General features: G+C 40.1%; 8 protein-coding genes. 3 read left to right on the top strand and 5 right to left on the bottom strand.

The genetic code is table 11. The features are described 5' to 3' along the window. Positions 1–5: 5 nt before the first annotated feature. Positions 6–3956 (bottom strand): hypothetical protein, encoded by a 3951-nt coding sequence (locus tag KSX81_RS26520; protein ID WP_217726115.1) that lies wholly within the window; start codon positions 3954–3956, stop codon positions 6–8. A gap of 145 nt (positions 3957–4101) precedes the next feature. Between KSX81_RS26520 and KSX81_RS26515 the strand changes: the two genes are divergently transcribed. The 3 genes from KSX81_RS26515 to KSX81_RS26505 are packed head-to-tail and all read left to right on the top strand — an operon-like array spanning position 4102 to position 5457. After that, positions 4102–4488 carry a gp53-like domain-containing protein gene (locus KSX81_RS26515; RefSeq protein WP_217726137.1) on the top strand — a complete coding sequence of 129 codons (387 nt, stop codon included), beginning with the start codon at positions 4102–4104 and terminating at the stop codon, positions 4486–4488. 30 nt (positions 4489–4518) lie between these two features. Next, positions 4519–4914 carry a hypothetical protein gene (locus KSX81_RS26510; protein WP_217726136.1) on the top strand — a complete coding sequence of 132 codons (396 nt, stop codon included), beginning with the start codon at positions 4519–4521 and terminating at the stop codon, positions 4912–4914. Between the two features lie 12 nt (positions 4915–4926). Continuing rightward, positions 4927–5457 carry a DUF4376 domain-containing protein gene (locus KSX81_RS26505; protein WP_151923605.1) on the top strand — a complete coding sequence of 177 codons (531 nt, stop codon included), beginning with the start codon at positions 4927–4929 and terminating at the stop codon, positions 5455–5457. On the opposite strand, the gene KSX81_RS26500 is transcribed toward KSX81_RS26505, so the two are convergent. The 4 genes from KSX81_RS26500 to KSX81_RS26485 are packed head-to-tail and all read right to left on the bottom strand — an operon-like array spanning position 5427 to position 15055. Continuing rightward, a complete protein-coding gene (locus KSX81_RS26500; protein WP_151923606.1) occupies positions 5427–5957 on the bottom strand; it encodes a DUF4376 domain-containing protein in 531 nt (176 codons plus the stop codon). The genes KSX81_RS26505 and KSX81_RS26500 overlap by 31 nt on opposite strands. 12 nt (positions 5958–5969) lie before the next feature. Next, positions 5970–9230 (bottom strand): hypothetical protein, encoded by a 3261-nt coding sequence (locus tag KSX81_RS26495; protein ID WP_254884277.1) that lies wholly within the window; start codon positions 9228–9230, stop codon positions 5970–5972. 6 nt (positions 9231–9236) lie between these two features. Further along, a complete protein-coding gene (locus KSX81_RS26490) occupies positions 9237–10190 on the bottom strand; it encodes a hypothetical protein (RefSeq protein ID WP_217726135.1) in 954 nt (317 codons plus the stop codon). Beyond that, entirely contained in the window at positions 10187–15055 is a 4869-nt protein-coding gene (locus tag KSX81_RS26485) for a tape measure protein (RefSeq protein WP_217726134.1), read from the bottom strand. The genes KSX81_RS26490 and KSX81_RS26485 overlap by 4 nt, the downstream gene beginning before the upstream one ends. Positions 15056–15167: the final 112 nt, after the last annotated feature.

The raw sequence follows: 15167 nt of genomic DNA, 5'->3' as shown, positions 1-15167 counted from the left end.
AATTTTTATTTTATTTCAACGATTAACCCTTTTACTATATGCAAAGTCTTTCCTCGTGTAGAAGGATCTAAAAGTGTAATTGTGCTATCTGAAATAACAGACCAATAACTCCCATTGCCATCACTCGGAAAGAATCCATTTGCCGTTACATCTCCTAGTACCCTTACGTTGCCATCGAAGAAACCCGCATAAATGTAATTATCGGGATATTTAGGAGTCTTAAGATTGGTAGAACCATAAATAGCAGCACTTCCTCCAAAACCAGCCCCAATAGCGGAAATACCGAAATTACCATCCGTGGCTGGATTGAAAGTAACATGCACTACACCTTCTTTCGAGGTGGTACTATATCCCAATTTCAGACTGCGGGAAATATCCCCGAAATAATCACCCGCTTTCCAGACTAACCGACCGTTATCAATAGTGAATCCTCCAACCTTTGCGCCGTCCGCATCAATACGTTTCACACGGATATAGTCAGTATTCAAATATCCACCTACAACAATGGTAGTACCAAGTTTTGCATATTCAACTGCATCCTCAAATGCCAATTTACCCAATCCGTCTCGATCAATCTTGGAGTTAATCATTGTCTGCAGATCACTATGCAGTGCGGTGATTGTAACAGCACCTTCCAAATTAATTTTAGATGAGTGAATCGTAGTCTCTCCGGCCGCCTGGTTGATATAAGATATAAGCGTATTACCGTTTTCCAGTTCTTTAGAAGCATATATCTTATTACCGTCGGAAGTCGTTATCCACCCGGCAGTATCTATCCGCTGCGTCAGGCTGTCAACTCGAGTTACTTGTGCGGAGATTTGAGTATTGAGCACTTTCAGATCAGCTGTACATTCATCTGAATAGCTTTTCAGTTTGTCTTGTATGGCTTTGTTTGCTCCTTCAACGGCTGTATTGAAACTAGCTAAAGCAGAGTTGAATAGAGTAAACTTATCATCTACATTCTTTTTTTCCTCAATAGTCGTTTGTCCATCTGCAATAGCTGTATTTATTGCAGCAATAAGATTGTCAATTGCACCTGACAAAGAAACCTTGGCATTAAGTAAATCTGTTTTAGCAGAGCCTTCCAGATAAGCGTTCACATATAGTTTGCTATATGTAGCTTCAACAGCAGATTTCGTATTTCCGACTGTATTTAAGTATTTCTCAATCGCTTTAGCTTCCGCCTCGTCTATAATGCCATCCGCAAATGCGCCATCTACATAGTCATGCAAGCCTTCAACTGATGTTGCAGCATCCTGCGCAGCCTTAGCAGCATCCGCAGCATCCTCTAAAGCCTGCATTGCCTGTTTCAGTGCTTCATCCGAATAATCCTTTAGCTTGTCCTGTATAGCCTTATTAGCGGCTTCAACAGCAGTATTAAAATCAGCATAGGCAGAATTGAAAAGAGTGAATTTATTATCCACGTCTTTCTTTTCTTCAGATGTTGTAAATCCGTCGAAAATTGCGGCATTGATAGTATTAATCAGGCTTTCAATACTCCCCATTAAGCTAACTTTAGCATTGAGCAAACCAATCTTTGCAGGACCGGATAAATAAACATTTGTGTAGAGTTTATTGTAAGTTGCTTCGATAGCTTGTTTGGTATTGTTGACAGTATTGATATACTTTTCAATAGTTTTTGCTTCTGCTTCGTCTATAATTCCGTCAGCGAAGGCTCCATCTACATAATTATGAAGTCCTTCCACTGAATCAGCAGTATCCTTGGCCGCTTTAGCTGCATCCTTTATTTCCTGATGAGCAGCTTCCCATTCAGACAGATTTTCCAATCCGGAAGAACCTGCTTTTATTTGAATGTTACCGCCGATCTCACTTTTTACTAGATCGAAATATGTATCACCATCCGGAGAAAGGATTCTTTCTGTTGTTACGCGGCCCGGCAGAATTTCAGTAAATCCGTATAGCTGAACAAAACTTCTACTACCTTCATACTCGCTGTTAAGCACTCCGGTGAGTAAATGATAATATCCAGCTATCTGTTCCATTTTAATAGCTGTTTCACTCAAGAGGAATGTTCCGGCTTGATTCTCCTTGCCAACTTTAGCATATAGATAATACTTTTTGTCCGGGTCAATGAGTACCGGAGAATCATAGTTAGCCATGTCCCAGTACTTGTATTCATCTGCCTTATGAGAAGAAGAAAGAGAACTAATACCGAGTGTCAAATGCTGAAGGATTCCTGCCGGAGCGTTCAGTATCTTTGTACTTGTATTGAAAGTAATATTATGAGATACCTGAACCGGATTCGTTTTTGAATTGACAAAACGAAATAGCAAGCTTTCGTCTCCGACAAGCAGTTGCATGGTTGAAACGGTTATCGGATTGACGGAGCCGGAGAAGTTCAACAGTGCATCTTCAAGCATAGACATCGTTTCCTTTGCGTCACGGAAACGACGTTTAGTGAATTGTAAAGCGTCCTTATGCTTCTCAATAACTGTCACCTCGTTAGTTTCTATCTTGTTCAGATCACTTGACACAGACGTACCTATCGGTTCGTTAGACAATTCAATTTCGGGTGAATACGGATTATTCACAAAACGTTTGATTCCAATCATCCGGATAAGAGAACCTTCCGGATGAAACTGTGTATCAGAGAAGTTTACATATCCACCTAGCACAATCTTTCCGCCTATCTCCAACCAGCGTTTTTTAGCCCAAATACCGTCCAATGTCCCGGTAAATATGAATGCTTTATCTTCATGTTCATAGAGGTATTTAGCAGCTTCCTTGAAAGCTTCCCAGCTCGCACCCGTTTGTGTGCTATCGTTACAGATATAAGCCTTCGGCAATTGCATTCCGAACACTGCGTATGTATCACCAACCTTCGGTCGCCAGACTTCCGGCTCTGGCATAGTAATACCATCAATTTCCTGCGGAACAATTTCAAATCGACGTGCCTCTTTCTTGTCTTTCGCTTCATGGATATACTTTACTTCGAACTCCTTGCCTGTAAGCATACCAGTCTGGAAAATAACCGTCATTGTTTCTCCTGCTATGAGACAATCTTCGAAATTCAACTCTTCAGGAATGTCTTTATCTACAAAGTCAAAGAAGTTATTCTCCTTGTTCACTTCAATAACAGAACTAACAGTACCAACACGGGAAGGATAAATAGCTGTACAGTCCAGACTATCTTCCTTTGCTGTTGTAAGTTCTTTATCAGCACGCATGACACAAGTTCCATCCGCATCTGTCTTATACGTTCTCCCTTCGTAAACAAGAGTCTTATTCTTTGGAAGTAACAGGTATTTAGATCCGTATGTAGAATAATCAATATTGCGATCTGTAGTTTCTACCAAAATTATTTCGGGTGGTATATCCCCAGAAGTCCTACCAACACCGACCTTGAAGCCGTGGCCTTTACCATACGACAGTTTCAAAGGGTTCTCCTTGTTATACTCAACTTTACGCAGATGGATAGTCTTAATTTGTTTTCCTTCAACCGTTTCTTCTGTGATCTGCCATTCTGTCTCATATAGTTCTGCAAGTTGATTGAAAGCATCAAGAATATAGGTGTGATTGTAGTTGATTACTTTTTCCGTTCCCTCAATGCAATCACCGACTTTCCAACCGGTACTCCGACGGTTCAGGTTCTCAACGAGTAGACGTAGGTGTTCATGTGCCTTGGCTGTATATGAGAATTTAATGCTTCTGTCAACGGTATGACGTACTTTCCACAGCATAGCATCAGCCTTCCCAGTTTCCAGAATCAGAGTGTATTCGAAGTTACGTTCACCGTTCTTCTTGAAATTGCTGTCTTTTTTGAGGGAATACCGTTTTCCGTAGAAATCACACCAGGAGCCAACCGGAATTTCAATATACCCCGGATGAGAAAAATACAAAGTGAGTGTATCTTCTCCCATGATAGCTTCATAAGAGTAGCTTTCATCCTTTACTTCGATTTTTATTTCCTTATCACCATTATATAAACTTATCATGTCCTTAGAATTATATCCTAAAATATAAACGTCAAATAGAAATGTATTGAATAATAGGCATAAAAGTAAGGAAATGATAGACGAATCATTGATAAAATAATATATTACACACAACATCAACAGCATTGTCACGAAATAAATCAAAATGGAAAATATTAAAAGAAATCACTCAAAATGTAGTTTAATTCACCTAAGTTCTCTCGGGACAAAATCTGCGCAAATTAAAGAGCAAAATTTGGGACAAAACGGTTATCGAAAATATGAAGATGGCCTACTAATTCAATGGGGGCATTTAACTAATTCATCAGCTGGAAGTGCAACTATATGGTTCCCTATTTCTTTTCATGATGCCTCCTATCAATTTGTGACTACGATGGAGACAGTATCTAATGAACATACATTATATACTGCTTTACCGTATAATAAATCAGCATCTTATGTAGATGTCATGCGAAAGTTTCTACTTGCAGATAATAGTATAACCGTAGGAAGTAGTACTCGTTCATTTGACTGGATAGCTATAGGTCGTTGAAAATAGAAATATTATAACATCAATTTGATTATGGATAGATTTAGTAGAAAATTGGTATTACTTTTATTGCTTGTAATTTGGCAAAGTTCTCTCGGAACTAATGCAATTCAATCATCTGGTCAAAGTTTCGGACAAAATTCATATATTAAGTTCAATAATGGTCTATTAATCCAGTGGGGAGTAAAGGCTGGAGCTGTAGGATTCTCCTCATTATATCTACCTACAAGTTTCTATGATACGAATTATATCGTACAACTAACGGGAGTATCAGCTAATACAACAGAGATTATAGTGTATGCTCCAACAATATATACTAAAACAGTTTCTTCATTTAAAGTAGGTACAAGGTATATAGCAAGCGGAGGAGAAATAGCTTGGACAGGTTGGCAGTTTACTTGGTTTGCAATAGGACGTTGGAAACTTTAAAAATTATAAATTATGAAATATTGGAAACAAGGATTCTATGACGAATACCAGGAAGGTTCGGTAGAAATTACGGATGAATATTATCAAGAGTTACTGGCTGGTCAATCTACCGGCTTGATAATAACTGAAAGCAAAAAAGGATATCCTATTTTAGTTGTGCACGAGGCTACTATCGAAGAAACCAGATCGCAAAAACTTGATGAATTACGATTGTTCGATTCATCTGAAGCAGTGAATCAGTTCAGTATAAACGGAGTATTGGGATGGTTAAACAAGTCTACACGCGTCGGGCTTATGAACTCAATCAATATTGAGAAAGAAGCCGGACGATCTGAAACAAGTATCTGGATTGGTGATACAAAGTTTGTCTTATCAATCGAAAGAGCTATTGACATATTACAACAGCTAGAATTGTATGCCCTTGCGTGCTATGATACGACACAAAGGCATACGAAAGCTATTCAACAGCTAGAGACAAAAGAAGAAATTGAAGCATACAATTTCAAGACTGGTTACCCGGGAAAGCTAAGTTTCACCGGATAACCGACCGTATAATCATAGTTTTCGATTTCCTCAATTGTCTGCAATGATCTAACTGCTGCGATGTGAGATTGTGTCACATTGTAGCAGTTTAATGCATACATTTCAATCTCATTCAGCATTGATAAAGCGTCAGAAATTGGAATGATATACTTTATAGCATCATACCACAGTACTGTATCTGTTTTACCAGCTTCTTTTTCAATCGAAATTGAGTTAAATAATCCAACACGTGTACTTTTATCTAACCACATGCTTTTACCTAATAAATCAAAAGAATTGACATTAGTCGATTTGTCAAATATCTGTATTTCAGACATTTTCATTTTTCGCACTTCTTCGATGTCGTACTCATATTCTACCAATATTGGGTATCCATCCTTACTTTCAACTATCAGTAAACCGTTAGACTGCCCAGCTAATAACTGATTGTAATACTCTTCCGTAATTTCTACCGAACCTTCCTGGTATTCGTCATAGAATCCTTGTTTCCAATATTTCATAATTTATAATTTTTAAAGTTTCCAACGTCCTATTGCAAACCATGTAAAATCCCAGCTAGTCCAAACGATAGCCGGAGTTGAATTTATTCCACGGGCAAGAATTATAATATATGATTTATTCTTATTATTAGGGTCATAACCCGGAGCATACACAAATGGTTCACTTGTGACGTTTAACCCTGCAGTAAGATAAACATTGTAATTAGTATCATAGAAGCTGGTAGGAAAATACAGGCTAATTGCACCCGTTGCTCCAGCTCTTGTTCCCCATTGCATCAATAGCCCATTTGAATATTTTACATATCCATTTTTTGCTTTTTCATTCCATAGATTTTGTGATTCTAATTGTATAGCATTAGTCCCGAGAGAACTTAGTAAAGTTTTCTCTGCATCAGTCATGAATTTTCTTGTAGTACTTTCTTCAATCATTGATGCTGGATGAGAAGCCGGATGAGAGTAATTATTAGCTCCGGAGGCTATTCCACTAAGTTTTGTACGTTCTGCATCCGTCATAAAACGATGAGTCGAATCTTCTTCAACGTCCGTAGCTGTATGTTTATGCGAACTTGCAGCATAACTACCCTTGGGTTGGTATGCTGAATCGTGGTTGTGATTTCCTGCCGCCTTACTATTCCAAGTAGATCTTTCCGAATCCGTGACAAATCTATGCGTACTATCTTGGTTAATATCCGTCGCATCATGACTATGTGATGAAGCAGCATAACTACCTTTAGTTTGATACACTGAATCGTGATTATGGTTTCCCGCAGCTTTACTGTTCCAGGTCTCTTTTTCCGTGTCAGTAACAAAGCGGTGAGTACCATCAGGAGTTATATCCGTTGCTCCGTGTTTATGCGAACTCGCTGCATAACTTCCTGCTGGCTGATAGACCCCTGTATGAGTATGATTCGACGGAGACGCACCAACTTCGGAAGCTGTATAGGATGGTTTACTTGCAGCCTTCGCCCATGCAGGTACATCGCTTGCTGGCATCGAAGTTGGAAAATCACTTATTTCAGACTTCTTGTGAGTATGCGCTTTCGGTACACGTGTGTCACTTAACCGGGCATCATTTCCCTCGCATACGGTTCCTTCTGCACTACCAAAATTCTTATTAAAGGCAGAGTTTTTAGTGAATGCAGGTTCGTATGTACCTGCATGATTGTGATTAGATGGAGATGCACCTACTTCGCTTGCTGTATAACTAGGTTTACTTGCAGCTTTCGCCCATGCAGGTACATCGCTTGCCGGCATGGAGGTTGGGAAGTCGCTGATATCCGCTTTCTTATGCGTGTGAGCTAACGGAGTTCTTGCATTGCTTAACCGGGCGTCGTTACCCTCGCATATAGTCCCGGCAGTCGTACCGAAATTCTTGTTAAAGGCGGTAAGTTTAGTGATTATCAGTTCATATCTGCTATCATGGTTGTGTGTATCCAGAGCTGCTTTCAATGCCTTTCCCTGTTCGGCAGAAAGCACTTTATTAGTCCCTCCACTTGTCAGATTATTAACAATATCAGCTATATTGAGCTTCTTTCCTAACTCTGTTGCCATTGTAGCCGCAAAGTTCGGATCATTGTTCAGGGCGTTCGCTAACTCAATCAGTGTATCGAGAGCATCCGGTGCTCCGGCAACGAGTGCATCAACTGCAGCTTTCACTTTTGCGTCAACTCCTGAAACCGCATTGTTAGCCGCCAATGCAGCAGCGTTCGCATCGTCAGTGGCTTTCTTTGCTAACCCTGTTTGTATAACAGATGCATCCTTGGCTGTATTTGCTTCATCTGTCGCTTTCTTCGCTAAGGCGGTTTGAGCTTCTGATTCAGCTTTGGCAGCATTGGCCCCTGCAGCCGCAGTAGTTGCAGCATCTTTAGCTGCATTAACACTACCAGCCGCAGTATTAGCCGCATCTGTAGCTTTCTTTGCAAGAGCCGTCTGCTCAACAGATGCATTTTTAGCTGCATTCGCATCATCTGTTAATTGCTTGACAAGAGCAATCTGTCCGGTGGCTTCTTCTGTTGCTTGCGTCATTTCCTGCACAATACCGGCATACTCTGACTTGCGTTGAGACTCTGCTTCGACACGCTCCGTTTCAGCGTTTATACGCTTAGACTCATTTGATCCGCGAGTACCTTCCGCAGTTTTACGCTCATCTTCATTCTGCTTTCTCTTGTCTTCTTCTGACGAACGGGAAGTTTCAGCCGTAGCGCGGGAAGTTTCAGCAGCCTTTCTCTTGTTTTCTTCTGATACCCGGCCTGTCTCCGCTGACTTGCGGGCTGCTTCGGCAGATACACGTTCGGATTCGACAGTAACACGGTTAGATTCGGCAGCCACACGCGAGGTTTCATTTGTTTCTCTTGTCGCTTCATCTGTTTTCCGCTTATCCTCGGCAGAAACACGGGTAGATTCAGCGGAAGAACGACCACTCTCCGCAGTTTTTCGTTTGTCTTCTTCCTTCACACGTTCCGATTCAGCAGAAGAACGACCTGTTTCAGCGGTCTTACGTGCATCTTCATTGCTTTTACGTGTTTGTTCATCCGAGACACGTTTATTTTCTGTATCAACACGTCCGGATTCAGCAATTACCCGTTTATCTTCAGCAGTTACGCGGGCCGCTTCTTCTGTCTTACGCGCATCTTCATTTTGCTTTCTGATATTTTCAGCAGAGGAACGTCCAGTTTCAGCCGTAACACGTTCTGTTTCGGAAGTCTTTCTTTTATCTTCTTCGGACACACGGGAAGTTTCGGCAGATTTACGTGCTGATTCGGAAGCTACTCTCTCGGCTTCTGCTGTTCCTCTTCCTGTTTCGGAATCTTTTCTAACCTGCTCGTTAGCTTCTCGTGTACCTTCAGCGGTAGCACGTTTCTTTTCTGCATTATCCCGTGCAGTTTCCGCAGTAGATCGTCCTGTTTCAGCGGTCTTACGTGCATTCTCATTAGTGATACGCACTGATTCAGCAGCTTCCCGGGCTTGCTCTTCACGGGAACGATTCGTTTCGGCTGTCTGCCTGGATTGTTCGGAAGCATTACGACGGGATTCGGCTGTTTCACGGGCTGATTCATTGCTTTCAACAGTTGCTTCTAATTGCCGCATATCGGTAGTAGCTGTTTTTGCATCACTCGTAGCCTTGAGCATATTATCCAAGGCAGTCTGAATCTTCTCTAAACCAAATTTAAGGCTAGTCTTAACTCCGTTGATTACTCGGTAGCCGATAGTGAAGAAGCCTTTCATGTCGCTGGCTTCGTTCAGTTCTGATATTTTTTTCTTCTTTAATGGCATAGCAAATCAATTTAAATCTATATAAAACTCTCCGTCCTCTGTTATGATAAATTCGCCCGCTTCGGATGAAAGCAAGAACTCCGTTTCTCCGATCCGAAAGCTGGTAAATACGAGTTTCAAGGTAAATTCCCACCATACACCGTTATTTAGCATGAAATCATTCGTCTGACAACTTTTATAATAGCAGGGATAGCTTTCACTCCATTCATCACAATAAAATATACGTTCTGCATCGGAATACTCATATCCTTCATCATCGACCTTAGCAGACAGTTTTGTGAGATCATAGAGTAGGGCATCGCGATTACGCCAGAACGCTTCAATCGTCCCGGCCCGCATCAGGCATTTGAGAGATACTTCTTTGGTCTGGAATTTCACAACTTCACCATCGTAGATTGCTCCGTCTTGACGCTTGAAATTCTGTAATAGGTTCTTTTTTACCGTCGGAGCCTTTAGTATTTCAGCATTGCTACCTTGCAATACGACTACGCCATAATCGGATAAGTCTTTGTCATCAATCTCGTAACCTTTAGGCATTGAAAGCTCATTTACGGGTTCCTGGTATTCGTAATCGACTTCTCGGGGGAAGTCGTTACTAAAAATAAATTTAGCAACTTCAAGGCCCGGATTAATAACATAGCTGCTTTGGGAAGACAGACGTAACTTATAACTCCTGTCGATTAAGGGAAAGTAAAATTCATGATAGCTTAAGTCAGAAAGTATATCAATCAGTCCACCAATACCCAAACTGCCTATATATGCAAACTCAATGCTTACTTCAGCTGTATTAAGAGTTGGTGTAGTCAGATCAAACTCCTTCCCGTCTTCTTCCGGCCAGTCGTTTTTGTCCGGCTCTTTCATAGCTGGAAATGCTACAAGATTATTGTAACTTCCCCTTGTAACACATATACCCAATCTGGTATAAGCATCTGTTCTGTCTATTAGTAATTGCCCTTTCATCGCTTAAGTGTTATCCCTTTAGTGTTAAGTGAATCAATTCCTAATTTCATAGAATACATGAATTGTCTAATGTCAACAAGATTTGCTGTATACCCTTCAATGTTAGAAAGATGGGCTACGATTATATCATGTCCTCTAACCATGTCGCTCATGTTCTTGTCCATGCTGGTAAGGAATGATAGTTTTTCGGCAATCTTCGCTGTATCCGACTGGATCACTTTCACACCACTGTTGATTTCGTAGGTATGTCCCTGAATGACTGTAAAGCGTCCGTTAAGTTCATCAACAGAATCTTGTGAAGCCGTTGCAACACCCTTCTTTGAAGCTTCACGTGATGATTCAGAACCAGAGCTACCTACTATTTTCTCCCAAGCTTCGCGGTCTGATAATGCACCGTTTACAATGTTATCCCATTTCGTTTTTAAATCATTGACATCATCTGTTGTTATACCTCCTTCCTTATCATTTGCCTTGGCAAAATCCTTATACCAGTTTTCTAACTCTGTTTCATAGTTTTTGGCAAACATTGAAGTAAAAATCGCTTTTCTCATGTATTCTTCGAAATTATCAGCAAAGTCCTGAGAAGAAGCATCCATATCCATAAGAGTATTTACAAAACTATCAAATAGGCTATCAAAAGAAGTCTGGGTTAGTTGTTCATTGATAGATTTAATGATTTCATTTTCGGTATCCCCATACTCAATAATATCATCCAAATACCCCCTGAAATCACCATCCATTTTTGACCATAACCCAGAATAATTGGTTTTTATCCATTCCAACTGTTCTGCTGACATATCAAGCATACTCCACATGCTACTGAAGTCAACACCGCCAAGGGATTTAGATATATCGCCAGCCACATCTTTCCAGTTAGTACCGTTGTAATCATAAGAACCTTTCCACATTCGATAATTCATAGAATGACTACCAGAACTTGCACCTGCATCCAAGCGCGAACTAGCTAGTTCCCTTGTTATTTTCCTCTCGGAATTTAATAAGTCCAATGCCTCTTGTCCGGCTTTTGTCGCTTCTATTCCGTAAGATTCTTTTATATATGCCTTTTTCTTATCTAGTAACTGATCCCAGACATCTATCAAAGTGTCATACTGCTCAACAAGTTCATTGTAGTCGTCATAATCAGCACTTTTCATGAAACTCATATCTAGTCCAGTTATGGATTCTGTGTCCCTCGCGAAAGCGTCGGTTACAGTACTTGATATGTTTTCGATAATATCCATACCATATTGAAAAGTACCCACTTCACCTGCAGCATCTATAATAGATAAGATAGCCGAAATGATTCCACCTATTTTGGTTCCTGAAGAGCTTAGGGCATCAACAAGGGCTCCAACTGTATTTCCAATATCAGACAAACTAACATTCTCTTTGCCGAGTTGCACGATGGCATTGGAGACAGCAGTAATATTACTGATTGCCTTGTCTTTAGACTTTTCTACATTTGCCTGTGCATTAGCTTGATTTTGTTCTGCTGCGTTCTTTTTCTTCTTCGCTTTCTCTATAGCAACTTCATCGCCTGATTTCAATGCCTTTTCCAACTCCTCCTGTGCCTCTTTTACTTTATATACAGTGCTTTCATATTCAGTAAAAGAGTCCGTCAATCCTCCAAAGAAACCACCTTTATCAACCAATGCTGTATTTATGTTATTCAAAGCTTCTTCTATCACTTTGATCTGTTCCGGGGTGGAGGTTTTGAACTCAGGAGACCTTTTAAATTCTTGCAACTGTTTCTTTACCTGCTGTAATTGTTTCTTGGTAACTTTACTCATATCACCAAAGACAACTTCCCAATTGATGTTTTGCTTTAACTTATCAAGGTTAAGGTTCGCTAATGCTTCATCCCATTCTTTTTGCAAGGTAGCAATTAGGGCGTTCTTTTCATCGCCTGATTTATTCTTATCATTTTGGACTTCTTTTATTTTCTGCTGGTATTCTTTAGTCAAAGCAAGGCGTTTCTGTTCCCAAGTACCGTATGTTTGATAATATTCGTTCCACGCACTTTGAGCTGCTTTCAGTCTCTCGCTTTCTTCTTTTTGTGTCTCTTTCATGACATCGGAAATGCTCTTATCTTTCTTATCTTCAGCTTGTGTATAGGCAATAGAAATTTCTTGGCTCTGCTTTTCGGTTAACTTACCACCTTGTGCCTTACTCCATTCCTCTTCCTTCTTTTTTATGGCAGCTATCTCATTCTTGTAGTCTAATTCGATCTGGGCTATCTTTTTCTTTGAACCTTCCTCCATCAAATCAATTTCTGATTTCTGATTATTTCTTTGGAGGGTGAGAAGTTCTTCATTGCGTTTTTCTTGCTCTTTGCGAAGGGTGTCGGCTTCTTTTTTTGCTTTTGCGGCGGATGATTCTTCTTTTTTGTCGGATGAAGTAGAGCCTCCTTTTCTTTCATAAGTAGCTTTTGCAGTATCACGTAAGCCCTTAAGCCTTTTCAATTCTTTATCTCTATCAGCATCGGACATTATTTCTTTAGATTTCAGAAAATCATTATATGCTTTATCAGCATCTTCATACGTTTTTTTGTATGAGGATAACCATTCTGAAACTGCTTTCTTTTCTGCTTTCGCTGCCTCTTCTTTTGTCTTTTTTGCAGCGTCTATCATCGTTTTGATACTATTAACATCATAAATAGCTTCACCAGACAAAGAGCCTTTTATATCAATCGGTAAACGGAGTTTTACTTTTCCATTCTCTCCTTTCCCTTTTATTCGCTTCTCTAATTCGGAAATGTAGTGGTCGAACTCGTTTATATCAATATTTTTAAGATTAGAAATAAATTGTTCGGAAATTTCCTTTCCATTTTCCTGCAATAAGACATCGCGATCCGCTCGTAACTCTTTTAATTTCTTAACATATCCATCAACACCTTGTTGGCCAGATAATGTTTTTAATAGATTCTCATAATACTTGATTTCCTCCTCAATATTAGAAAGCTCTTTTGCTTTCTTCTCGCCCGCACGTTTTGCATCTTCTTCCGCAATTTCACGTTTTAGTTTAAGAATATCCGCAAGTTTTATAGTTTCAATGTCGTATTTTTTGAATATTTGGGGATATTCTTTGCGAAGTTCTGCCAAACTCTGTCCACGTTGTAAGTCAGCTAAAGCAATGTCACGGGAGCTTTCTACGAGTGAATCAATCTTCTGTTTATGTTCCTGCTCCTGCTTGGCAGCTTCTTCCTGTTTCTTATTGAAACGTTTTTGAGCCTTTTCCGCCTCTGTTGTAGAATCATGTAAAGCCCACATAGCAGTTGCCGCCCCCACTAGGAGCGTTGCTGCTAACACGTAAGGATTGGCCTTCATTGCAGCATTTAAGGCTAATTGAGCTACAGTCTGCGCTTTAGTTGCAATAGTTTGCATTCCCTTTGCTGTCGCATCAGCCCGTGCAGCTACTGCCCAGCCACGAGTTAGTGCAATGTTTGTGATAAGTGCAGTTTTATACACCCCATAGGTGGCAATCATTCCTACAAGCACTTTGCCTATAGTTTCATAGTTTTCTATTAGGGAAGTAGTCAATTGAATACCAGACATAATAATACCTTCCGACTTTTGCCCCATCTCATTGAAAGCATTATCCATAGCATCTTGCATCATTGAAAGCTGACCGTTGATAGTCTTAGAGGCGTTTTCGGACATTCCAAAGAACTTGCCACCGGCAGAAGTAGCATCAATAAACGCCTGTTGTACCATTTCAGCGGAGATAGCCCCCTTGGACATTTCATCTTTCAATATAGCAATAGATTTTCCTGTCTTTTCGGAAATGGTTTGCAGTGGATTAAATCCGGCATTGATCATTTGGTTAAGGTCTTGTCCCATCAGCTTGCCAGCAGCGGACATTTGGGAGAAAGCTAAGGTAAGAGAATTGAACTTATTGGATTCCCCCATGGAAATATCACTAATAGCTTTCAAGTACTTGATAGTGTCCTCTGCTTGAATATTGAAACCCAGCATCATTTTTTCAGCACCTACCATATCAGTCAAAGTAAGAGGCGATATTTTTGCCAATTCTTTAATTTGGGGGATGATTTGACTAGCAACATCTTTTCCAACCATTGTTTCAATTGCTGTCTGCATAGACTGAAACTCACCACGCACTCGGATTATTTCAGAGCCTAATTTCTTCAGAGCTGCAACGCCTCCAATAACACCTAACAATTTCCCGAAAGACAGAGACATCTTTTCATTTGCGTTTACCACTGTTTCTGTTTCTTTCTGATATAGCTTTTGTTCGTCTTTTAATTTACGCACTGACAAACGGGCTTGCGCTTGTTGAGTTTGAAGTTCGAACAATGCGCTCTTTTCCTCCTGTAATGCACTTTTTGCACCTTTAAAATCAGCAAACAAAGCATTTTTCTTAGTTGTGCCTTCTCCTGCTTTTTTATATGCTTCGCCAAGTGTCCGAACATCATGTTCAATATCCTTTATCAAAACCTTCTGTTTGATGATTTTTTCAGTTAAGGTATTGACAGCCTGTGCCCCCTCATAAACCTGTTCTTTCAAGACATTACCAATATTGACATTGCCTGAAACATCGCTAAAAGTAGAGCCTAACTTGCCATTGCCAACACTCGCAATTCTCTGGTTTAATCGCTCAATATGCTTTTCAAGTCCATCAATTTGCCTTTGAAATGATGAAATACCCTGCACTTCATTAGGGAAGTTCTTCATTATTTGTTGCACACGTTCAAGACTTTTCAACGAAATCTTTTCAAATGCTGCATCAATCCTCCGCCCTTGAGTTTCAGCCGAATTTCCAAGTTCTACAAAAGCCTTTTGAGACTCACGAATTTTTCGCATTACTTCTTCATTGTTGTATGTCGCATCGAAATGTAAGTTTCCCATATACTCTATTTTATTAATCAAAAATCAACGACCTTTCAAACTTGTTTCAATACAAAGACTTCAACGAAAGATTCGAGATAAAAGTAGACAAATGTGATGTAAAAAGAACTTT

This window comes from Bacteroides sp. MSK.18.37 (assembly GCF_019129155.2).
GTDB lineage: Bacteria > Bacteroidota > Bacteroidia > Bacteroidales > Bacteroidaceae > Bacteroides > Bacteroides ovatus.
This window is presented reverse-complemented; position numbering and strand designations above follow the sequence as displayed.